The organism is Pseudoselenomonas caprae, assembly GCF_008271345.1.
GTDB lineage: Bacteria > Bacillota > Negativicutes > Selenomonadales > Selenomonadaceae > Selenomonas_A > Selenomonas_A caprae.
Map to the genome: position 1 here is coordinate 102,762 of NZ_VTOZ01000005.1, position 21,544 is coordinate 124,305.

27 protein-coding genes are annotated in these 21,544 nt (G+C 51.9%); 25 read left to right on the forward strand and 2 right to left on the reverse strand.

From position 1 onward, the window contains the following. Positions 1–23: 23 nt before the first annotated feature. The 12 genes from FZ041_RS03720 (at position 24) to FZ041_RS03775 (ending at position 9,937) form a co-directional block, all read left to right on the forward strand. On the forward strand, positions 24–710 hold the full coding sequence (locus FZ041_RS03720; RefSeq protein ID WP_149188568.1) for a hypothetical protein: 687 nt from the start codon (positions 24–26) through the stop codon (positions 708–710). Between the two features lie 341 nt (positions 711–1,051). Further along, positions 1,052–1,990 carry an alpha/beta hydrolase gene (locus FZ041_RS03725; RefSeq protein WP_149188569.1) on the forward strand — a complete coding sequence of 313 codons (939 nt, stop codon included), beginning with the start codon at positions 1,052–1,054 and terminating at the stop codon, positions 1,988–1,990. 40 nt (positions 1,991–2,030) lie between these two features. Further along, complete coding sequence (locus FZ041_RS03730; protein ID WP_149188570.1) at positions 2,031–3,518, forward strand: FAD-dependent oxidoreductase; 1,488 nt, start codon at positions 2,031–2,033, stop codon at positions 3,516–3,518. A gap of 28 nt (positions 3,519–3,546) precedes the next feature. Continuing rightward, positions 3,547–4,368 (forward strand): acetolactate decarboxylase, encoded by an 822-nt coding sequence (gene budA / locus FZ041_RS03735; protein ID WP_149188571.1) that lies wholly within the window; start codon positions 3,547–3,549, stop codon positions 4,366–4,368. Positions 4,369–4,450: 82 nt separating this feature from the next. After that, positions 4,451–4,771, forward strand: coding sequence for a hypothetical protein (locus FZ041_RS03740; RefSeq protein WP_187626299.1), 321 nt, complete (start codon positions 4,451–4,453; stop codon positions 4,769–4,771). Between the two features lie 143 nt (positions 4,772–4,914). Next, entirely contained in the window at positions 4,915–6,156 is a 1,242-nt protein-coding gene (locus FZ041_RS03745) for an STAS domain-containing protein (protein ID WP_149188572.1), read from the forward strand. 95 nt (positions 6,157–6,251) lie between these two features. Further along, complete coding sequence (locus FZ041_RS03750) at positions 6,252–6,557, forward strand: transporter substrate-binding domain-containing protein (protein ID WP_255449229.1); 306 nt, start codon at positions 6,252–6,254, stop codon at positions 6,555–6,557. 317 nt (positions 6,558–6,874) lie between these two features. Beyond that, on the forward strand, positions 6,875–7,591 hold the full coding sequence (locus tag FZ041_RS03755; protein ID WP_149188573.1) for a hypothetical protein: 717 nt from the start codon (positions 6,875–6,877) through the stop codon (positions 7,589–7,591). A 317-nt stretch (positions 7,592–7,908) separates the two neighbouring features. Further along, a complete protein-coding gene (locus FZ041_RS03760; protein ID WP_149188574.1) occupies positions 7,909–8,157 on the forward strand; it encodes an MBL fold metallo-hydrolase in 249 nt (82 codons plus the stop codon). Between the two features lie 22 nt (positions 8,158–8,179). Further along, positions 8,180–8,632: a GNAT family N-acetyltransferase gene (locus FZ041_RS03765; RefSeq protein ID WP_149188575.1), complete on the forward strand. Its 453-nt coding sequence runs from the start codon at positions 8,180–8,182 to the stop codon at positions 8,630–8,632. A gap of 53 nt (positions 8,633–8,685) precedes the next feature. Next, positions 8,686–9,081 carry a hypothetical protein gene (locus FZ041_RS03770; protein WP_255449231.1) on the forward strand — a complete coding sequence of 132 codons (396 nt, stop codon included), beginning with the start codon at positions 8,686–8,688 and terminating at the stop codon, positions 9,079–9,081. A gap of 139 nt (positions 9,082–9,220) precedes the next feature. Next, positions 9,221–9,937, forward strand: a complete 717-nt coding sequence (locus tag FZ041_RS03775) for a hypothetical protein (RefSeq protein ID WP_149188576.1) — start codon at positions 9,221–9,223, stop codon at positions 9,935–9,937. A gap of 43 nt (positions 9,938–9,980) precedes the next feature. Here FZ041_RS03775 and FZ041_RS03780 read toward each other — a convergent pair whose 3' ends face one another. Further along, positions 9,981–10,436: a lecithin retinol acyltransferase family protein gene (locus tag FZ041_RS03780; protein WP_149188577.1), complete on the reverse strand. Its 456-nt coding sequence runs from the start codon at positions 10,434–10,436 to the stop codon at positions 9,981–9,983. A gap of 173 nt (positions 10,437–10,609) precedes the next feature. On the opposite strand from FZ041_RS03780, the gene FZ041_RS03785 reads away from it, so the two are divergent. After that, a complete protein-coding gene (locus tag FZ041_RS03785; RefSeq protein WP_149188578.1) occupies positions 10,610–12,100 on the forward strand; it encodes a class I adenylate-forming enzyme family protein in 1,491 nt (496 codons plus the stop codon). 71 nt (positions 12,101–12,171) lie between these two features. On the opposite strand, the gene FZ041_RS03790 is transcribed toward FZ041_RS03785, so the two are convergent. Then, positions 12,172–12,420, reverse strand: coding sequence for a hypothetical protein (locus FZ041_RS03790; RefSeq protein ID WP_149188579.1), 249 nt, complete (start codon positions 12,418–12,420; stop codon positions 12,172–12,174). 347 nt (positions 12,421–12,767) lie between these two features. On the opposite strand from FZ041_RS03790, the gene FZ041_RS03795 reads away from it, so the two are divergent. The 12 genes from FZ041_RS03795 (at position 12,768) to FZ041_RS03850 (ending at position 21,538) form a co-directional block, all read left to right on the forward strand. Continuing rightward, entirely contained in the window at positions 12,768–13,166 is a 399-nt protein-coding gene (locus FZ041_RS03795) for a hypothetical protein (RefSeq protein ID WP_255449232.1), read from the forward strand. A gap of 178 nt (positions 13,167–13,344) precedes the next feature. Then, on the forward strand, positions 13,345–14,661 hold the full coding sequence (locus FZ041_RS03800; RefSeq protein ID WP_149188580.1) for a YkvI family membrane protein: 1,317 nt from the start codon (positions 13,345–13,347) through the stop codon (positions 14,659–14,661). A gap of 206 nt (positions 14,662–14,867) precedes the next feature. Continuing rightward, positions 14,868–15,455: a TetR/AcrR family transcriptional regulator gene (locus FZ041_RS03805; RefSeq protein WP_218150076.1), complete on the forward strand. Its 588-nt coding sequence runs from the start codon at positions 14,868–14,870 to the stop codon at positions 15,453–15,455. Positions 15,456–15,475: 20 nt separating this feature from the next. After that, positions 15,476–16,081: an alpha/beta hydrolase gene (locus FZ041_RS03810; protein WP_149188581.1), complete on the forward strand. Its 606-nt coding sequence runs from the start codon at positions 15,476–15,478 to the stop codon at positions 16,079–16,081. Positions 16,082–16,097: 16 nt separating this feature from the next. Next, positions 16,098–16,580, forward strand: coding sequence for a GNAT family N-acetyltransferase (locus FZ041_RS03815; RefSeq protein WP_082336110.1), 483 nt, complete (start codon positions 16,098–16,100; stop codon positions 16,578–16,580). 1 nt (position 16,581) lies between these two features. Then, entirely contained in the window at positions 16,582–17,265 is a 684-nt protein-coding gene (locus FZ041_RS03820; protein WP_149188582.1) for a flavodoxin family protein, read from the forward strand. 65 nt (positions 17,266–17,330) lie between these two features. Beyond that, on the forward strand, positions 17,331–17,957 hold the full coding sequence (locus tag FZ041_RS03825) for a GNAT family N-acetyltransferase (RefSeq protein WP_149188583.1): 627 nt from the start codon (positions 17,331–17,333) through the stop codon (positions 17,955–17,957). Positions 17,958–18,028: 71 nt separating this feature from the next. Next, positions 18,029–19,111 (forward strand): flagellar assembly protein T N-terminal domain-containing protein, encoded by a 1,083-nt coding sequence (locus FZ041_RS03830; RefSeq protein WP_149188584.1) that lies wholly within the window; start codon positions 18,029–18,031, stop codon positions 19,109–19,111. 123 nt (positions 19,112–19,234) lie between these two features. Further along, entirely contained in the window at positions 19,235–19,594 is a 360-nt protein-coding gene (gene ylxM / locus FZ041_RS03835) for a YlxM family DNA-binding protein (RefSeq protein ID WP_149188585.1), read from the forward strand. After that, positions 19,591–20,979 (forward strand): signal recognition particle protein, encoded by a 1,389-nt coding sequence (gene ffh, locus FZ041_RS03840; protein WP_149188586.1) that lies wholly within the window; start codon positions 19,591–19,593, stop codon positions 20,977–20,979. Before ylxM ends, ffh begins: the two co-directional genes overlap by 4 nt. Before the next feature lie 44 nt (positions 20,980–21,023). Further along, the gene (gene rpsP / locus FZ041_RS03845; protein ID WP_075441893.1) at positions 21,024–21,296 is read left to right on the forward strand and encodes a 30S ribosomal protein S16; all 273 of its coding nucleotides are present in this window, start codon (positions 21,024–21,026) and stop codon (positions 21,294–21,296) included. 14 nt (positions 21,297–21,310) lie between these two features. Continuing rightward, on the forward strand, positions 21,311–21,538 hold the full coding sequence (locus FZ041_RS03850) for a KH domain-containing protein (RefSeq protein WP_075441895.1): 228 nt from the start codon (positions 21,311–21,313) through the stop codon (positions 21,536–21,538). Positions 21,539–21,544 lie beyond the last annotated feature (6 nt).

Here is a 21,544-nt window from a genome sequence, read left to right on the forward strand (position 1 = left end):
GAAAGGTTAAGGAGGAGACTATCATGCAAAAGAAGAAAATCGTGACGGCTGTTGCTGTTGCTGCGTTTGGCGTAAGCCTTGGCATTGGTGCGATGACGGCTCAGGCAGAGTTCCGCCCGGCTACGCAGGGAGCCATGGAGACCCGTACTGGCGTGCCAGTGGGACCAGGACAGGATTCGGCTGAGGATAAGCTGCCAGCCTCGGAGCGTTTTGTGAGTTCGAAGGATATGGGCTCACAGCTTGAGTATCAGCTTTGCCTGCCGCGTTGGTATGACTCGAGCAAGTCTTACCCGCTGATTGTCGTCATCAATGATGTGGCCGGGGAGACCGATGGCAGAGCCCTGCTGAAACAGCCGGATGGTGTCAGCGCCTGGGTGGACGAGCTGGAGAAAAAACAGCAGTATGCGATCGTGCTGACTATCCAGACTACGCAGGCTTCTGATGCGCGCATCGGTCATCTGACGAGCACGGAAGGCATGAATGTCCTGCGGGGAATCTTAAAGGATGTCCGCCAGAACTACGGCGTCAATAAGGATGCTATCTATGGCATCGGCGAAAATAAAGGTGCCTGGGCTATCCAGCTCATCAATGAAGAACTGCCGAGCTATTTCAAAGCATTCTATAACGATGAGAATACGGCCGATGGCAAGATCGATAACAAGGTAATCCATGACTGGCTGATGAAGGAAATGGCATCGCAGGCCAAATGATGGCATTGGGAGAGCAGGCGAGGGGCTGAGTTGATTCAGCCCCTTGTGCCTTATAAAAGAAGGTGATGGGATGTTTCTGGGCGAAAAGGGGAAATATCCGAAGTTTAACCGCAAGACATGTATTGGCTGCGAACGCTGCGAGATTTCCTGCCTGGATGGCGGTCATCAGGCCATCCAGGCAGGATGGATAGCGGCGCCCTATCCTCGATGCGAAAAAATGTGTCGGCTGTCATCTTTGTGTGCTGGTATGTCCACCGATTCCATCGGTTCATCGGGAAAGAGGATTTGCCAGGCGTAACCGGAGAAGTGAAAAAAGCGATGGTTTTGGATTGGGGGATACGATGGAGAAGAAATTGCTGGTGGCTAGTGTTTTGCTATTGATGCTGCTGGGCGGGGCAGGCTATTTGATTGGCAGCGGTTTTGTCGACTATGCCCTGTATCGTGCTAATCCGGACGATCCTACGGCAATACCAGAGGCGGCAGTAGCAATCGTGGAGCCGGGGCTTGATGCTCCAGCTAAACCACAGGCGGAAAGTGAAACTTGGACAATAACTTCTGCCGACGGACTGAAACTTGTGGCTACGCATTTTTCGCCAGCGGCGCCTGGCAGCAGATGGGTAATCCTTGTACATGGCTATGGCCGGGATCAGAGATTTGTCTGGGATTATGCCGCTGAATACCTAAAGCAAGGCTATCATGTCCTGACGCCGGATTTGCGGGCAGCAGGGCGAAGTGAAGGAAAATACTTTACGATGGGCGTAAGAGAAAGCGATGATATCGTCCTGTGGGCAAAAGAAATCCTTCGCAGGGATGCGTCAGCAAAGATTGCCTTGCATGGGATTTCCATGGGGGCGGCGACGGTGATGATGGCAACGGCAAAACAGCCGCCGCAGGTAGTGGCCGCTGTCGAGGACTGCGGCTATACGAGTGCCTATGATATGTTTACCGTCCAGCTGAAGAAATTATTTGGCTTGCCGGAATTTCCTGTGATGAATTGTGTCGATGTAGTCAGCCGGCTCAAGACTGGCGCGGCAATTTCGGCGGCAGCACCCTATAAAAGCGTTCCCTATACCGGAATGCCGATGCTGTTTATCCATGGCGATGCGGATAAATTGGTGCCTGTTGGCATGATGGAAAAGTTATACGCTGCATCAGCGGCACCGGTCAAGGAAAAATGGATTGTGCCAGGTGCTGGCCATGCTGACGCCAAGAATACGGCACCCAAAGAGTATTTTACGCATGTCTTTGACTTTTTAGAGACCTATATGCGAGCAGATTGAGCGGTCAATTGACAAGTCAAATTTGAATGGAGGTACTTCCATGGGAAAATCTTTTTCGATTCCGATTTCCCGCCGTGATTTCATGAAAATGGCCGGTATGGCCGCCATAGGGGTCCTGGCAGAAGGCGCGATTGGCGGGACAGATACCGTAAGCGCTGCAGGGAGTAAGGCAGGCACCATAAACTATGGGGGCAAGGAAATCCCGGTGCTGTTTTCGGTAGATGTTTGCGTGGCTGGCGGCGGCCCATCGGGAACAGCAGCGGCCATTATGGCGGCGCGGAACGGGGCCAAAACCGTGCTGATCGAGCGTGGCGTGGCCCTCGGGGGCCTGGCTGTGCTTGGCTGTGTCTATCCCTTTATGGATACCCATGCGCCAGACAGTGACACACCTTATGTGGCTGAGGTCAAGGCGCGCCTGCGCCAGCATGGCATCGAGCCTTTTGATGGCGTGACCCAGCAGACCTGGCACAATCCGGAGACGCTGACCCTCATCTATGATGAGATGTGCAGCGAAGCTGGCGTGAACGTTCTCTTCCAGACGGTGGTGGTCGATACGGTGGTAGAGGGCCAAAAACTTACGACCTGCATCGTCCAGACCATTGCGGGCCTGGCAGCCATCCAGGCCAAGACCTTTATCGACAGCACCGGCGATGCCTATCTTTCGCGTTCGGCAGGTGTTCCTTATGAGCGTGGTTACGAAAAGACCGGGAACAACCAGCCGCTGTCCTTCCGTTTTGAGATGGGCGGCATCGATGTCGGCAGGCTTTATCAGCATGTGGCCGTGGAGCTCCAAGAGGACTGGTGCAAGTCTAAGCCGCCGTACTTTGAGATCGCCGAGGCCATGCACCGCAAGCAGCGGTATAAGCTCGAAGATCTGATGGCAAAAGGTGTGGCAAGCGGCGAAATCACACAGGAAGAGGCCGAGTACATGCAGGCCTATACCATTATTGGCAAGAATGGTGTCATGAGCATGAACTGCCCGGAGATTCCTGTGAAGTTTTCGGCCAGTGATCCGGTTTCCTACAGCAAAGCTGTAGCCTATGGCCGCCGCATGATGCACAATATCGCCAGCTACCTGATCCGCCATCTGCCCGGGTTTGAGAAGGCCTTCATCAGCCGGGAGGCGGCCATGCTGGGAGCCAGGGAGTCCTGGCGCATCCGCGGCAGGCATTATCTGGTGGAGGATGATTACCATAGCCAGAGCCGCTTTGCCGACGCGGTCTGCCGTACGGCCTGGTTCATCGATGCCCATGGGGAAAAGGTTTCGGAGAAGCTGCCCAAGGGCGGCTATTATGAGATCCCTTATGGCTCATTGGTGACGGAGGAGGTAGAAAACCTTATCGTGGCGGGACGCTGCATCAGTGCCAGCTTCATCCTGCAAGCCTCGATGCGCATTCAGCCTACCTGCATGAGCATCGGCGAAGCTGCGGGCATTGCTGCTGCCTGGGGGCTCAAAAAGCATATCGCGGCCAATGCGATTGCCTGGGATAAGATTCCCCCCGAGAAACGCAGCTATGTCAGTAAATAAGCATTGAATATAGAGAGGAGCGTTCTTTATGTATCGGACAAAGAAAATCTTGGCATCTGTTCTGGCAGGTCTGCTGCTTGGCAGCACGGGCTATGCGGCCGCGGCTGATCGGGAAAGCATTGCGCAGGTAGCGCTCTTGCAGTCGCTGGCTCAAGGATATTTTTGCGGCACAGTCACGTCTGGGCAGCTGCGTACCCTGGGCGATACGGGAATCGGTACGTTCGAGGGATTAAATGGCGAGATGATCGTGCTCGATGGCAAGGTCTATCAGGCGCTGGGCGATGGGCGCGTCATCGTTGCCCCGGACAAGACGATTATCCCGTATGCCACCGTGACCTTTTTTGACCAGGATATTGCCGTTAGCCTCAAGGATATCAAGGATAAGGCAGCCTTTGAAAAGGTCCTGAACGATACCGTCCAGAAACAGGGGGGCAACAGTTTCTACATGGTGAAACTCCATGCGCAATTTGATTCGGTGCTGTTCCGGAGCGAATATGGCAGCAAGGAGCCCTATCCTACGCTCGTGGAGGCTTTGAAGGGGAAACAGACGGAGTTTACGGAGAAGAACATCAACGGCACCTTGGTGGGCCTGTATTGCCCCAGCTATATGGGGGGACTCAACTCGCCGGGCTGGCATTTCCATTTCTTGTCGGACGATAAGAAAAAGGGCGGTCATATCTTAGAACTCACGCTGAAAGAAGGGACTATCTATCTGGACAAGACGGATAAGTTCACAATGATACTGCCTGATGACAAAAAGTTCCATGATATCAATCTGGCTAAGGATATGAAGGAAGATATCCGCAGTGCGGAGCAGGATACCAAGAGCAGTCTGCAGGGTGGAAAATAAACAGAGCGATGCGGGGAGGAAAGGAATATGATTAAAACAAGAAGAGTGCTTGCTCTATTGGTCTGGCGACATGCGTCCCGGCATGAGATATAACGAGATGGTGGATATCCGCAAGTTCCCAGGCCTTGATAAAGAAGCCAGCGAGCATATCGCTGACTATACGGTTCACTATGTCTACTGCTTGAACATCAGCTACAATGAGGCTGGTGAGCTTGGCAAGGGTTCGGCCATTTTCCTGCACTGCACGGCGCCGATGAAACCATACACTGGCGGCTGCGTAGCCATTCCACAGGACAAGATGCGCTTTGTGCTGCAGAGGGTACGCCCTGACTGTGTGGTATTGATTGATTCCCTCAAAAATATCGCCCCGTCTGTGGCGGCTGATTGGGGCGTGTTGCAATGAATTCCCTTCTTGTAGAGCGTAGGAAGAAGGCAGGAGGTACAGCCGCAGCGTCGGTAAGTTCAGCAACAACTTTATCTGGGAAGAAACCATGGGCGATGCTATTTGCCGGAATGTATTTGCGTAGAAATAATGGAGGTCCCTAAATGTCAGTAAAGAGTATGCAGGCACGAGTCAATCCCGTATATCTAACCGCTAAGACAGCTGTGTGCTTGATGGAAAGGGCGAAAATACCAGGGGCTGAGGAGATTGCCTGTGCCTTGGCTTTAGACGATAAGGCACTGCTGCAAAATATGAAGGATGAAGAAACCATCCTGGGCAATGCGCTGGTGGTTGAGGCCAAGTATCGTACGATGTGCCGCTTGATTGAGGCGTCTGGGATTATGACCTCTGTAGATTTGCCCTGCGGCTATACGCCAAAGGCAATTTATATGACGGAACATGGCAGGAAATTTGTTGGACTGGATCTGCCAATCGTCATACAGGAAATAGAACCGATTATCCGTCAATTGGCTGGCCAAGCGGAAAATGTGACCTTCTATGGAGTAGACGCTACCAATTACAGCTCATTGAAAGCTGCCTTGCATGATGTTAGCGGGCCTTTATGTATCTCAACCGAGGGCATGATGATGTATTTCAGTGATGACGAGGCTGATACCGTCATCGCCAATATCCAATGCCTGCTAAGCGAATATGGCGGCTGCTGGATAACGCCAGACCTTGAATATGCGCTGCAGTTTTGCGGCACTTTCCAGGCCGTTTTCGGCGAAGAATCGCTGGCGAAACTCATGGCGACAAGGGACACGGCTCAAGGGCAGTCAGCCGTGGTGGCTTTAGGTAATTCTTTCATCATCGAGCCGACAGATATACCTGCCTCGGAAGCAAGGGCTGAAGCACTTTTAGCAAGGCACGGCCTCAAGGCCAAGAAGATTAATCTTGGGGAACATATGCCGGAATTAAGCGTTTATAAGCAGCTTGCTCCAGAGCAGATTGTGCGCTTTAAGGAGGCCATGAGGCATTGTCATTATTGGATCATTACCCTTGACGAGACAAAGGGATTACACGATACGGCGAGGTTCATGGAAGAGCAGCCCTTTGCGATGGAATATGCGTTGGAAAAGGGAATCCTGCACCTGTCGTTGTGTGGTAGGCTTGATACCATCTCAGCACCGCAACTGCTGCTGGTGTGGGAGAAAGCCAATCATGGCGGAAACATTGAAGGGATAAGGATTGATTGTACCCAACTGAAGTATATATCATCGGCAGGAATCCGCTTGCTGCTTGAGATACAGGAAAACTGCGGCAGACCTCTAGGTTTTTCTGGAGTCAATGCAAAAGTAAAAGAAATCTTGCAGCAGAATGGTTTGGCGGAGCTGAATGAAAGCTGAATGGTGGGAAGGTGGAACAGTTATGCTGAAAAAAGTTGCGCTGGTTAATCGGATATGCCTGCTATTGCTGGCAGTATTGATGCTGGTGGGGACAAATGTGGAGGCTGGTCATCTTCAAGCAGGCCCAGCTTATCGTTCATGATGACAATGCGGATATTCCCCGGCAGATTGCCGAGGGCAAGGCGGACATCATGATTACGGAAACCGTAGAGGCTGCACATTATGTCCGCATGGACAAGCGGTTGGCCGCTCCGCTCAAGGACAGGCCCTTTACGCGTCACTCCTGTGGTATCCTGATGCAAAAAGGCGACCAGGAATGGCTCAACTACATTAACTTTGTACTGGCAGAACTGAAGATGGACGGGACCTTGGCAAACTTGGAAGAAAAATATCTGAAATAGAGAAAAGCAGCAGGAAATAAAGGATATACAGGACACGCGAAAGGTATTATACTTGATAAGGAATATTTGTCGATAGTCGGAGGCTGTGTTTGTGAATCTGGTGGAACGTGTCTGTGGTCATACTTGGATGATCCTGCGTCATAAATATTGGGTGTTTCGGTTAATGGGCGGTTTGACAAGTCAGATTTTGACTTGTCAGGCCGCTCGTTGTATTTTTACGGAAGGTTGACCGGTCAATGGGAAACGTTAAGTAAACTATAAGAATTAAAGGGTATAATACGGATTGTTTCACGTTGCAAAATCAAAGGAGGCTTATTGTGAGTACTTTTTGTGAACGCACCAATTCATCTGATGTAAGCTGGTGCAAAAAATGGATTTTGGCGCTGGCAATTGTCCAGACCCTGAGTATGGGGAAATCGTTCCTGTTTATGACGGGGAAAGGGGATGGTGATGCTGCTATGCTGTTCAATATAGTAACAGTAATAGCTGTCATTTTGTTCCTGATCCTGGCGATATATGTCAATTATAAGAATAAGGTCTGGCACTTTTTATTCCGGTTGCTGTTAAGTGTCATGGGCAATGTGATTTTATTGGTGATGGCCGCTTATTCTATTGGTGTTGCCGCGGCAATCGTTTGGGTGGTGGCCGCTGTCTTTGTCAATCGCCGGCGGTTTGCGGTATTTCTGCGGTATAAAAACTATATCCGCTATATCGTGGCAACGTATATCCTGACGGCTGGCCTCAGATTGGCCGTGATGCGGCTCTTTTTCCATAAGCCGGAGATGTGGCCGCTGATTCAGCTTGGTTCGTTTGCCATTAGCATGGCGCTGCTCGGCTGGTTCTATCATTTGCTCATGCAGGAGATACAGAAAGGGAGAACGTTCTTCGAGGCGACGCGCATTGTGGCGCTGATTCCCGTGGCCTTTATCTATTTCCTCATCGGCTTGCTTACCATTGTGCCCGTGAAATTCTTCTCGGGCGAAAGCCTTTTTGGTGAGGAGGAAAATGATTATCTCGTAATGCCACAGAAATAATTCGTTTGCGTATCTGAATGACAGCGCAACAAGGTAAAACAGACGGCCTGATAAGTCATTGTATTGACCAGTCAGGCCGTCTGTTTTATGTTTGAGGACTTTGACCAGTTAAAGTGCTTGGTCAAATGGCCTTGTCATGATGTTTACAAAAATATAACGATATTGACGCTTATGGTATACTGATATAAATATATTTTTTATTAGCAAAGCAGAGATATTAGCGGGAGGTTGGCTGATGATGGGAATGACGACACGTCTGACGGTAGTGGTGGATAATGTGGCAACGGGAAAGTTTACATTCGTGTTGTCATGGCGGGGTGGCAAATATCATCCGCGAAGTCCAGACGACATTTCCGGGCCAGTATATTTATGGGCTTATTGGCGGCTTTCATCTTTATAAGAAGAGTAAAGCTGAAGTGCAAAAGGTGGCACAGGAAATCAAAGCGACGGGAATAGAGTATGTTTGCACGGGCCATTGTACGGAAGAACGGGCTTATAAGTGGTTAAAAGAAGAGCTCGGAAGCCGATTGCAAAAGATGCAGGTCGGCCTGGTGCTGGATTGGTAATTACGTAAAAGGGACAATTGCTATGGAAATATATGTGACAGAAGAAAAGCAGGAATATATGCCGTTGCTCCTGCTAGCTGATGAGCAGCAGAGTATGGTTGAAAAGTATTTGGCAGCAGGTACGATGTATGTCCTTGCGGATGAGGGCGAAGTGCGGGCTGAGTGTGTGGTAACGGATGCAGGAAATGGCATACTGGAAATCATGAATATCGCCGTTGTCCCAGCGTGGCAGGGGCGAGGCTATGGGAAAAAACTCATTGAATACGTGGAAAATCGGTATCGAGCGTCCTATGACTGGCTTCAGGTGGGGACTGGTGACAGTCCGTTGACAATTCCGTTTTATGAGCACTGCGGCTTTATCCGTCATCATGTGCGAAAAGGTTTCTTCATCGACAACTATGACCATCCAATCATTGAGTGCGGGCATAGGCTGATTGATATGATCGTATTGCGGAAGGAATTGCGTCCTTATTAAAATCTGTTTTTCGCCGATATATATAGGAGAACGTGTTAGTAAAGGAGGATTGTATGGAGATTCAAGCAACAAAAGCGGTGCTGTGGAATCCAGGTGCCGCAGAAACAGAGTCGTCGAAGCGGGATAAGACCCTGGTGGCCAAAACGACGTTTTCCCATATGCTCCGCCAGCTGGAGACGGGCGGCGGCATTCGCGATACGGATGACAACAGCGGTGAGGATACTACCGTTGTCACGCAAGTCATGTCGGATGGCTCGGTGCTTACGACCGTTTATGAGGGGAATCGCATCGTGTCGCAGAACAAGACCCATGCGGCACATCCAGAAGAGAATCCGACGATACTGAGTACGCAGGTGGAAAAATCGGGCAAGATTGGGACAGACGAAACCGAAAAACTTGCCAGTGCTGAAACGGCAGCGTTGATGCTCAATATGCTGCAATCACGTTGATGAGCAATGAGTTAAATTTTCGTTAGGGGAACATGCAACCCTAATGGAAGTTTAATTGCCAGCTGGCTATTATCTAATTTACACGACTTATCATGAAAAATGGAAATTGACTGAAGAGGTAGAACTAGGAGGTTATTCAATGAGTACTTTAAGTCAAAGTAGTTTTTCTGAAGATGAGTCATGGTGCAACAAATTTATTTTGATGTTAGTGGCTATTCAGGTTGTATGTTTGTGGCGCACAGTGAGCCTTGTAACAAATGGTATGTCGCATGATAGTTCATTACTGCCATCCTTGGCTATGTTAGTGGTTATGATTCCAGCTATCATTATGATGATTTATATCAATTATCGGAATAAAGTGTGGCATTTCTTCTTTCGCATCCTGCTTAGTGGCCTCGTTAACATGTTTATCTTATGCATGATTGGTCAATTCGTTGGCATCGCAGGAGCCGTTGTCTGGATAATCGCGGCTGTATTTGTGAATCGTCATCGGTTCAAGATTTTTACCAATTATAAAAAGTATCTCACTTATATTGTGGCGACGTATGCGTTAACGTTTGTATTCAACATGTTCTTCGGTGTGGCAATCCTTACGCATGGGGTGGGAACGATGACTGCTGTGATAGCGCCATTTATTCCCTCGATTTTGGTGCTGATATGGCTGTGCTATCTGCTCAAGCAGGAAATAAAACAGGGCAGAAGCTTTTGGGAAGCTACCCGTATCCTGGCTTTGATGCCGATGTCATGTGGCTATTTCTTTATCGGATTGCTTACGCTTGTGCCCATCAAGCTGTTCTCGGGCGAGAGCCTATTTGGTGAGGAAGGCCATGATTATCTGGCCATGCCGCAGGAATAATACAGGACGGAAAACAAAGAAGGCTGACCGGTCAATTGACTGGTCAGTCTTCTTTGTTTTGGGGCAGGGGCGGCATGAGCATCTGCAAACATTCGAGCAGGTAGTCGGACTGGGCGGACTGGGCGATACCGGTCTTGCACCATAGGGCAAAATGCTCGCAGTTGTTGAGCAGCAGGCTATAGCCGTGCTCGCCGAGTTTGCTGCGGGCACGCGTGACGGTTTCCTGTGGCGAGAAAAGTTCGACATCGCCGCCTGCCAGACGATGTACCAGCCAGTCGAATAGTGCAGTTCCTGCTGGGGTCGTAGCGTTCAGCACATAGATGGTGTCGCTGCTGCCCCTGAATTCAGCGAGCGTAGTCTCGGCAATGATGCCATCGCTGAGCAGCGGGTTGTGCTCCTTGTGATAGTGGATGACCTGCTCATTTCCCGTGTAGATGCCGAAGTGCCGGTAGCCGGTACGTTTGACGTAGACGATGTCGCCGCTGTGGATGATAGCCATAGGATAGTTGCAGCTCCTTTCTTATGGGTGAAGATTTCCAAGGGTATATAGACTTTATTCGACAGCTGAACAGAATATCCTTTGACAAAAATTAGTACCTGGTATAAAATTGATAGCAGGTACTAAATTAGTACCTGGTGCCAATTTTTGTTTAAGAAGAAAAGAGTGATAACATGCTTATCCATGATTTGATTTATCAAGGGGCGCCAAATGATTTGGCCATTGTCGATCATGAGCGCCGGTTTACGTACCGTGAGCTCCAGGCTGCCGTGAAAGCCAGCCGCGACCGTCTTCATGCTGCGGGTGTCCATCAGGGTGACCGTGTCGGCATCTTTACGCGCAACAGTGCGGAGTTCATCTTTGCCTATATGGGCATCACTTCGTTAGGGGCAATCGCCGTGCCGCTGAATTTCCAGCTCAGCAGCCGTGAGATCGCTTATATCATCAAAGATGCCGGTATCCAGATGCTCTTGACGTATCAGCCGCTGAACCTTGTGGATGCGCTCGCACAGCTGCGCTGCCAGCTCAAGGTGGTGCAGGTTGACATCCGCACCATCGGCAAGCCGCAGGCGGGAATCGGGAAAGCGCCAGAGCTGTCGGAGTATTTCAGTGAGGACAACCCCTGCCAGATTATCTATACATCGGGGACAACGGGCAATCCCAAGGGCGCAGTGCTTTCGCACCGCAATATCGTGTTCAATACGCAGCAGATTGCCTATATGGGCTGCAAGCCCGGGCACAAGGCGCTTTGCGTGCTGCCGATGTATCATTGCTATGGCCTTACCTGCGCGGTGTTCTATTCGCTGAGTGTCGGCGCAGCCATCGTGATCCTCGATTCGTTCACGCCGCGGACGACCATCCAGACGATTCGTGAGGAAGGCATTACGGAGCTTTATATCGTGCCGTCTATCTGCAGCCTGCTGACGAAGCTTGGTACGCCGGAAGATATGAAGTCGGTGCGGCTCGTGGTCAGTGCGGGGACGACGCTGCCGCTAAAGATCCAGCAGGATTTTACGGCAAAGTTTGGTCTGGATATCTGTGAGGCTTATGGTCTTTCGGAGACGGCACCAATCGTCACGATGACGCCGCTGGGCAAGACAAAGGTCGGTTCCTGTGGGCCGGTGGTTCCAGGGACGCAGTGGAAACTCATCGATGATGAGGGGGAGGAGGTTCCGCGCGGCGAGCTGGGCGAGCTTATCGTCAAAGGCGATAATGTGATGCTTGGCTATTGGAATCTTCCCGATGTGACGCATGATGCCATGCGCGGTGGCTGGTTCCATACGGGCGATGTGGCCAGAGCCGACGAAGATGGCTATATCTATATTGTCGACCGCATCAAGGATATGATTATCAGCATGGGCGAAAATGTCTATCCGCGCGAGGTCGAGGAGCTTATCTACCAGTTCCCCGGGATTCATGAGGTGGCTGTCATTGGCATTGAGGATAAGCTCCGCGGTCAGGTCGGTGCCTGCTTCTACAGTGTCCATCAAGGGGCAGAGGTCAATATCCGTGAGCTCAAGCAATTCCTGCAGAACAATCTGGCCCTCTATAAGATACCCCGCGAGTTCCATATCATGGATAAACTGCCGCGGACAACGACGGGCAAGATCGCCAAGAAGAAGATCTGGGCGGAATTCCAGGCTGGGATCAGCAATAGCCGTTGATAGCTCTGCGCATATAAAAGAGAGCACATCTGATGATATGCCCTCTGTTTATGTCTTAGCCTATATCGCTATTATTTACCAACACAAGCGCTTGCGTTTTGCGTTTCAAATACATTTTCTGCTATAGTAATTTTATGACCACCACCGATAGGGAGTTTCATTTGTGTTTCATCTACGTGTCCAACCGGGGGAAGGCCACGAGTAGCTACCATAGAATTTGCATTACTGTCATGACAACCAGGACGAGGACGAGGAAAAATTTTTCCTCCAGCTACCTTGTCCATTTCCATGTTGTCCATCTTGTTCATGAGCTTTTCCATTTTATATTCCTCCTTACATTGTTACGTGTTGTTATCTTACTTGTTGTCCTTGCTGTGGCCTAAGTCAACTCTATTTGAAACACACCCAGAGCGGGCAATTCTTGGGCGGAATCGTTGTCGGCATCGTGAGCGTCTTAAAAAAGTTTTTTATTACCTTAAACATTTTATTTCCCCCTCACATCTTTGTGTATTGTTATCTTGCTTTCTGTTCTTTATATCCCCAAGCGGGGAAAGTGTTTAGGGCGATAGAAAAAACTCAACGAAGCACAACCGATAGGGGTTAAGTATTCCTGCGGTTATCCGATATATAGGCAGAAGAGTGTCTTTTTGCGGTTAGGAGGAATTCGATGGAAATCCAGGCAACGAAAACGGTGCTGTGGAATCAAGGGGCAGCAGCGTCCGCAGCAGCAACGACGGACAAGACGCCGGCAGCCAAGTCAGCGTTTGTGAAAATGCTCAGACAGCTGGAGACTGGCGGTGGCGTCCGCGAGGATGGTGCCGGTGACAGTGGCGAGGAAACCACAACGATCACGCAGGTCATGTCCGATGGATCAGTGCTCATCACGGTTTATGAGGGGGATCGCATCGTCTCGCAGAGTAAGACGCATGCGGCGCATCCTGAGGATAATCCGACGATACTGAGTACGCAGGTGGACAAATCGGGTAAAATCGGGACAGACGAAAACGAAAAACTTGCCAGTGCGGAAACAGCAGCGTCGATGCTCGATTTGTTGCAATCCCGTTGACAGGAATGAGGAGCCTGACCAGGCGATAGGCTGGTCAGGCTTTTTCAGTGATAAAAAAACAGACAGATTAGCGGTCGATTTGACTGCAAATCTGTCTGTTTTTTGCGTTACTATAACAAATGTGTTAAAATGTACATATGAAATTGTTTTATGATTGCATAAAAGAAAGGGTGACCGGATGAAGTTTAGTAAGGAATCCATATCGATTGCTATGGCCTATGTAGGGGTATTGGTAGGCGCGGGCTTGTCTTCGGGGCAGGATTTGCTGCAGTATTTTTTGAGTTTTGGTGAGATCGGCCTGGCTGGCGTTGCAGTGCTGGGCATTTTGAATATAATCTTTGGGCGCATCATCGTGACGCTCGGTTCTCATTATCAGTCGAACAACCATCAGGAAGTCTTGGAACAGATTGCGCATCCCATCATCCAGCGCATCATCGATGTCACGCTGGTGGTGTCCTGCTTTGTCGTCGGCTTTGTCATGGTCGCTGGTGCCGGGGCCAACCTGCAGCAGCAGTTTGGCCTGCCAAGCTGGCTCGGCGCTTTGGTGTGCTCGCTGCTGGTCTGCGTGATTGCGTTCCTTGATTTTGACAAGATTACGCGGGTGCTCGGTGTGTTTACGCCCATCATTGTCGTCATGATCTTACTGGTGACAGGTTATACGTTTTTGGGCAAGTCGTATGACTTTGCCATGCTCGATGAAGTGTCGAAATCGCTGCGGCCGGCGATGCCCAATGTCTATCTGGCCGTCATCAATTACTTTGCGCTCTGCGTGATGAATGGTGTTTCGATGGCTTTTGTACTCGGCGGCTCGGTCGTGCGCATCAGTGATGCCGAAAAGGGCGGCGCACTAGGCGGCGCGATTATCGGAGTGATTGTCGGCAGTGCTTCGATGGCGCTGTTTGCCAATCTCGACAAGGTCAAAGATGCGGAGATCCCGATGCTGACGCTCGTGAATCAGATCCATCCGGCCTTTGCCGTCATCTATGCGGTAGTGATATTCGCGCTGATCTTCAATACGGCGTTCAGCCTCTACTATGCGACGGCGCGGCGTTTCGCGGGCAGTGATATCGGCAAGATGCGCAAGATTCTCATTGGCATTGTTGCGCTTGGTTATGTTTGCAGTTTTGGCGGTTTTTCCCAGCTGGTTTCGTGGATGTATCCATTGCTTGGCTATATGGGCATCCTGCTGCTGGTGGTTCTGGCGGTGGCCTGGGTAGAAGAACGTGAGAACATCATTCGCGAAAAATTCCTGCGGCGCAAGATGATGCGGCTGTTGTTCCGCAAATATGACGATGAGGCCGAATTCAATGCTGGCCATAAGAAAGCCTTCAAGAAGCTCGGGGAAATGTCGGCGGCCGATACGGAGGAGCTGACAAGAGACATCAAGAGCTATGTCGAAGATGTCGTGGAGAACACAGACGATTTACAGGCCTACGCCAAGGAGAACCTGTCGATGGAGGGGGCGCCCCCTAAAGACGGACAAGAAAAGAAATAACGGATTGGCGGCAGCTGCACGGCTCGTATGAGGTGCAGCTGCCGTTTTATTGTGCGCTCGGAGCGGAAGAATAAAAGAAAATAAGAACAACCGCTTGACAGTACGCATCAAATCATGTAAGATAACAACTGTTACGTAACGGATGTTTTTTAAACGAAAGGATCGTGTTTATGCCTCCAAAGGTCAAGTTTCAAAAAGAGGAGATTGTGGCAGCGGCTCTCGAAGTCGTGCGCAAGAAAGGAATCGATGCGGTGACGGCGCGCGAAGTTGCCGCAGAGCTCGGCGTGTCGCCACGGCCGATCTTTACGTGGTTCACGACGATGGAACAGTTGAAGGTCGAGGTCTATGCCATGGCCAAAGGACGCTATCAGGCGTATATCGAAACGGGACTTAAAGGCCCCGTGCCGTTCCTGGGGGTCGGCCAGCAGTATATCTGCTTTGCGAAGGAAGAGCCGGAGCTCTATAAGCTGCTGTTCTTGACGAAGCCGGATGAGGCGGTAGGCGGCGCGATGGACGCGCTGCATTTTTCGCAGGAGCTGGTGCGCGAGTCGATTATGCGCATCTATCATATGGATGCGGCGACGGCGGATAAGTATTTCCGCAATTTGTGGCTCGTGGCATTCAGTTTTGCGACGCTTATCGTCACCGATGACTGCCCGTATACGGATGCGCAGATGAGTGCCGTCTTTACGGAGATGAGCCTTGCCTACTGCAAGGCGTTCAAGGAAGTGCCGGGCTTTGCTACCGGCGAGTTTGACAAGGATGCGATCTTTGGGGCATTGGTCAAGAAGTGAAGAGAAAGTACGAGGTTGGTATGGATATTGTTGTCTACGTCCACGGGAAGGGCGGAAGTGCAGAGGAGGCTCAGCATTATCGGAAGAATTTTCCCGCGGCGAAGGTGTTGGGCCTTGATTATAAGACCTTTACCCCGTGGGAAACAGGAAATGAGATCCGGGAGATCGTTAGGGATTTATATAAGAAGTATGACAATGTTTTGCTGATAGCTAACAGCATCGGCGCCTTGTTCAGCATGTACGGCGGGCTTGATGCATATGTCAAGCAGGCGTTTTTCATTTCACCGGTGGTGGATATGGAAAAGCTCATCCTGGATATGATGCAGTGGGCGCAGGTGACTGAGGAGGAGCTGGAAGAAAAGGGTGTGATCCACACGGAATTCGGTGAGGATCTGTCCTGGGAATATCTGTCCTATGTCCGCACGCATCCCATCGTCTGGACGGTGCCGACCCAGATCCTGTACGGCGGCAGGGACAATCTGACCAGCCTGGCGACGATGCAGGCCTTTGCCGCGGAACATGCTGCCGGGCTGACAGTGATGGAAGATGGTGAGCATTGGTTCCATACCGAAGAGCAGATGGAGTTCCTGGATAAGTGGCTGCAGCGTGTCAAAGATAATATGTAAAAACAGGGGAGGCTTTATGGTAACGACGGAACGGTTGAGGATATATCCAACGGATGCGGCGCAGATGAAGGCGGCGATTGCGGCGGCCAAGGATGCCGGGCTGAAGAAAGCCTATGAGGAGATGCTCGCAGGCTGCATGGCGCATCCCGAGCAGTGGGACTGGTATGCGATGTGGGTGATCGAGCTGGGCGATGGCAGGCGCATCGGCGATCTGTGCTTCAAGGGGCTGGGCCGAGATGGTGTGGCAGAGATCGGCTATGGGATCGAGGAAGGATACCGTGGCCAGGGTTATGCCACGGAGGCCGTCCGGGCTGCGCTGGGATGGGCTTTCCGCCATCCGGCAGTCGTGAGTATCGAGGCGGAGGCTGAGGCGGACAACGCCGCGTCGCAGCGCGTGCTGGACAAATGCTGCTTCCAGGCTAGCGGGCTGACTGGCGAAGAAGGGCCACGGTTTTCCCGCAGGCGGCTGGGGATCGAGTCGATGTTAGAGGTGGTGTGACATGAAAATCCTGGTATTGAATGGCAGCCCGAAAAAAGAACAGAGCGATACGATGCATATCACGCGGGCGTTTCTCGCTGGCATGCAGGAGGCTGCGCCGCAGGATATTGAGGTCGTCCATATCGCTGAGAAACATATCGAGTTCTGTGTGGGCTGCTTTACCTGCAAGCGCAATGGCGGGACCTGTATCCATACGGATGATATGAAGGCCCTGCTGGCTAAGGTGCTTGAATGCGATTTGCTGCTGCTTAACTTTCCGCTCTATGGATATGGCATGCCGGCAAAGCTCAAGGCATTCATTGAGCGGACGATGCCGCTTTCCTGCATGAAGATGAAGCGGGTCGGCGAGCGGTATGAGCATATCGGCCAGGCGGATTTTGCCCATCTGCGCTATCTGATGATCTGCGGCTGCGGGTTCCCGAACAGCAAGGGGAATTTCGAGCCGGCCGTGGAGCAGTTCAAGCTGCTGTTCCCGCATCAGCATACGATACTTACAGTGCCCGAGAGCCCGATGTTCAATGTGCCGGAAGCTGATGTGGTCACGAAGCCGCGGCTGGAACTGGTGCGGGAGGCTGGCAGGCAGTATGCCGCGCAGGGGACGATCGACGCCGGTTTGGCGGCGCAGATCGGCTCGCCGATGATCCCGGAGGAGAAATACGCGGCCATCGCCAACGGCGAGGCCTGAGGATATAGCAGGCAGAAAACAAAGAAATCAATGCAGCAGAAACAATCGATATAGAGGTGAAAAAAATGACAATCAGTTTTCGCAGAGAAATGGAAAAAGACTATCGCGCCGTCGAGAATCTCGTGCGCGAAGCGTTCTGGAATGTTTACCGTCCTGGCTGTGTGGAGCACTTTGTGCTGCACCGGCTGCGGAAGGATATGGATTTCGTGCCCGAACTGGACTTCGTCATGGAAAAGGATGGCGAGATCATCGGGCAGAATATCTTTGTGCGGGCGCAGATCAAGGCCGATGATGGCCGGCGCATCCCCATCATGGCGATGGGGCCGATCTGTGTCGCCCCGGCCTATAAGCGCCAGGGCTACGGCAAGCTGCTGCTGGACTACTCGCTGGAGCAGGCAGCAGCGCTGGGCTGTGGGGCCTTGTGCTTCGAGGGGGATATCGGGTTTTATGGAAAGAGCGGGTTTACTTATGCGAGCGATTTTGGCATCCGTTATCATGGCCTTCCGGATGGTGCAGACGCATCTTTCTTCCTCTGCAAGGAGCTCGCACCGGGATTCCTGAAGGATATCAGCGGCGAGTATGCGACGCCTGCCGGCTATTTTGCAGCCGAGCAGGAGCCGGAGACCTTTGCCGCCTATGAAAAGACTTTTCCGGCGAAGGAAAAGAAAGTGCTGCCGGGACAGATTTTTTAAAAAGTTCTCAGCCTTCTTATAGATATTGATGTTATACTGATAGTATCGATAAGGGAAGGAAGGCGAGGGCAATGGGGAAGAAACTTGCAGTGCTGACAGGGCTGCTGATGCTGCCGGTGATGACGGCATCGGCGGCCGTGGTGACGGTGACAGGGTACGGCGGCTCGGAGCGCAGTGCGCTGAGGCAGGCCCTGCGGCAGGCCATCGAGCAGCAGGTAGGCGTCATGGTCGACAGCCGCAGCTATGTGCAGAATTACCAGCTGATCAATGACCGCATCTACACGCAGGCCGATGGCTATATCAAAAGCTATGAGGTGCTGTCATCGGTAAAGGACAACGGGCTCTATACGGTCAAGGTGCGCGCCGATGTCTCGGAGCAGAAAATCAGCGCGGCGCTTGGCACTTATGCCCAGAAAAAAGCTGTGGTCGGTGCCAATATGCAGGACCCGCGTGTCGGTGTCGTGGCCATGGATCAGCAGGGCATCCGCTATGCAAGCCTCGAAAATGCCGTGATGGAAGGCATCCGCATGCAGGGCTATACGCGCATCGTTGACGTCAATCAGCTTGACAAGTCAAAACAGAAGCAGCTGCTGGCGGCAAGCTATGCCGGTGACAAGTCAATGCTGAAGACTTTGACCAGTCAATTCCCGCTGGACTATCTGGTGACGGTCACGGTCGACAAGGCCGTGGGCAGTATGGCTGATTATGCGCCGATGCCAGGCTTTGAGAACCTCAAGAAGGCCAATGTCACCGTGTCGGTGCGCATGCTTAATGTCAATAATGGCGAGGTCATCTATACCGGCGTATTCACTGGCAAGTCTGAGCGGCGCGGGCCCAATGCGGTAAATGAAGCCGTAGCAGCTGCTGCCAAGGGCATCCCTGCGGCCATCGGCAAGGCAGCACTTAACAAGGCGGCTAATCCCGAGCAGCACTTGCAGCTGATCGTTACGGGCAGCAAGCTCGGCAATATCAGCGCGGCAACAGCCTATCTGCGCGAGCTTGCAGGCGTAAACAATGTCTTTGTCCGCAGCACGAGCTTTGGCAATATGACCGTTGACATTGACTTTAACGGCACGGCGCATGATTTTGCGACAGTGCTGGAGGCAAATGGCTGGCAAATCCTCGCGCTGGGCGCGGAGTACGTAAAAATATAAATAGAAGAAAAAGAAATTTATGTGCCAAGGAAAAATGCTTGACAGGTTATGATGGCTTCGGTATAATAGCAATGTCAAGGAGAAAGCCTTGGCACATATTTTTGTAAAACAGGTGATAGGAATATGGAGCAGCTTTTATATCTGTCGGCTTTGTTTGACCTGTATGGGGCGCTTTTGACCGAAAAGCAGCAGGAATGCCTGCGCATGCATCTGTTTGAAGATTTCTCTTTGTCGGAGATCGGCGAGGAGCTGGGGATTTCCCGGCAGGCGGTCTACGACAACATCCATCGGTCACAGAAGGCCATGGAAGCGTATGAGGAGAAGCTGGGCCTGGCGCATCGCTATCAAGAGGAGCGGCAGGAACTGGCGAAAATATATGAATCCATCGAAGGCCTCAGGCAGCCGGGCAATGAAGCGGCTGCGACTGAGGTTCTCGACCGGCTCGCGCCATTCTTGGGGCGTAGTCAGGAGGTATCGCTTTGATTTTTGAGAGTTTATCCGACCGCCTGCAGGAGACATTCAAGAAGCTCCGCGGCCATGGCAAGCTGACTGAGGACGATGTCAACGACGCCATGCGTGAGGTGCGTATGGCCCTGCTTGAGGCCGACGTCAACTTCAAGGTAGTCAAACAGTTCATAAAGACCGTCAAGGAGCGGGCCATCGGCCAGGATATCCTGGAAACACTGACGCCGGCTCAGGTCGTAATAAAGATTGTTGATGAAGAGCTCACGAACCTCATGGGAGGTACGCAGAGCCGTATCAATATGAGCCCGAACCCGCCGACCGTCATCATGATGGTTGGCCTGCAGGGCGCCGGCAAGACGACGTCTGCCGGTAAGCTGGGCCTGGCCCTCAAGAAGCAGGGCAAGCGCCCGTTGCTCGTCGCCTGCGATATTTACCGGCCGGCAGCTATCAAGCAGCTGCAGGTCGTCGGCAAGCAGCTTGAGCTGCCTGTCTTCACGATGGAGCAGGGCACGGATGCTGTGACGATCGCCAAGAACTCCATCGCGTATTCGCAGTCGCATGCCAACGATGTTATCATCATCGATACCGCTGGCCGCTTGCAGATCGATGAAAAGCTCATGCAGGAGCTGCGCAATATCAAAGGCGAGGTCAAGCCGCACGAAATCCTGCTGGTCGTCGATGCGATGACTGGTCAGGAATCGGTCAATGTGGCGCAGGCCTTCAACGATTCGCTCGGCCTTGATGGTGTCGTCATGACGAAGCTTGACGGTGATGCCCGCGGTGGTGCGGCCCTTTCGGTCAAGGCAGTCACGAGCGTGCCCATCAAGTTCGTCGGTATGGGTGAGAAGCTTGAGGCGCTGCAGCCGTTCCATCCGGACCGCATGGCCTCGCGTATCCTCGGCATGGGCGATGTGCTCTCGCTGGTCGAGAAGGCGCAGCAGACCTTCGACATGGAAGAGGCCAAGAAGATGGAGCGCAAGCTCCGCAAGGATGAGTTCACTCTGGACGATTTCCTCTCCCAGATGCAGCAGGTCAAGAAGCTGGGTTCGCTGGAGAACATCCTCGGCATGATTCCTGGCATGGGCGGCCTCAAGAAGCAGCTCGAAGGCCAGAATATCGATCTTGACGGCAAAGAGATGCGCCAGATCGAGGCCATCATCAAATCGATGACGCCAGCTGAGCGTGCCAACATCGACATCATCAATGGTAGCCGCCGCAAGCGCATCGCGCTGGGCTCCGGCACTCGCGTGCAGGATGTCAACAAGCTCCTGAAGCAGTTCGGCGAGATGAAGAAGATGATGAAGAAAATGAAAAAGATGCAGAAGGGCAAGAAAGGCTTCCCTGGTTTGGGAGGACTTGGCGGCCTGGGCGGCGGTTTCCCGAAACTTCCGTTCATGCATTGATTTTTTATAAAGTTTATTTTCCCTACGAAAGGTGGTGAAATTTCATGGCAGTAAAGATTCGTTTGAACCGTATGGGTGCAAAGAAGAACCCGTTCTATCGCATCGTTGTAGCTGATTCCCGCGCTCCGCGTGATGGTCGTTTCATCGAGATTCTCGGTAACTACGATCCGTCCAAGCAGCCGGCAGTCGTAAGCGTTGACGAAGCTAAGGTTCTTGATTGGATGAACAAAGGCGCTCAGCCGACCGATACCGTTAAAAATCTCCTCAGCAAGCAGGGCATCATGGCTAAGTTTGCTGAAGCTAAAGCTAAGAAATAATTGGGAGGCTCAACATGAAAGAACTTGTTGAAGTTATCGCCAAATCCTTAGTGGAACATCCCGAGGCCGTCCGTGTGGACGAACGACAGGAAGATGGGCAGACCGTGCTCGAACTTCATGTTGCCGAGGATGATATGGGTAAGGTCATCGGGCGTCAGGGTCGTATCGCGAAAGCCATGCGTACCGTGGTCAAAGCCGCGGCCACCCGGGAGAATACCAAAGTCACGGTTGAGATTATTTAGATGAAA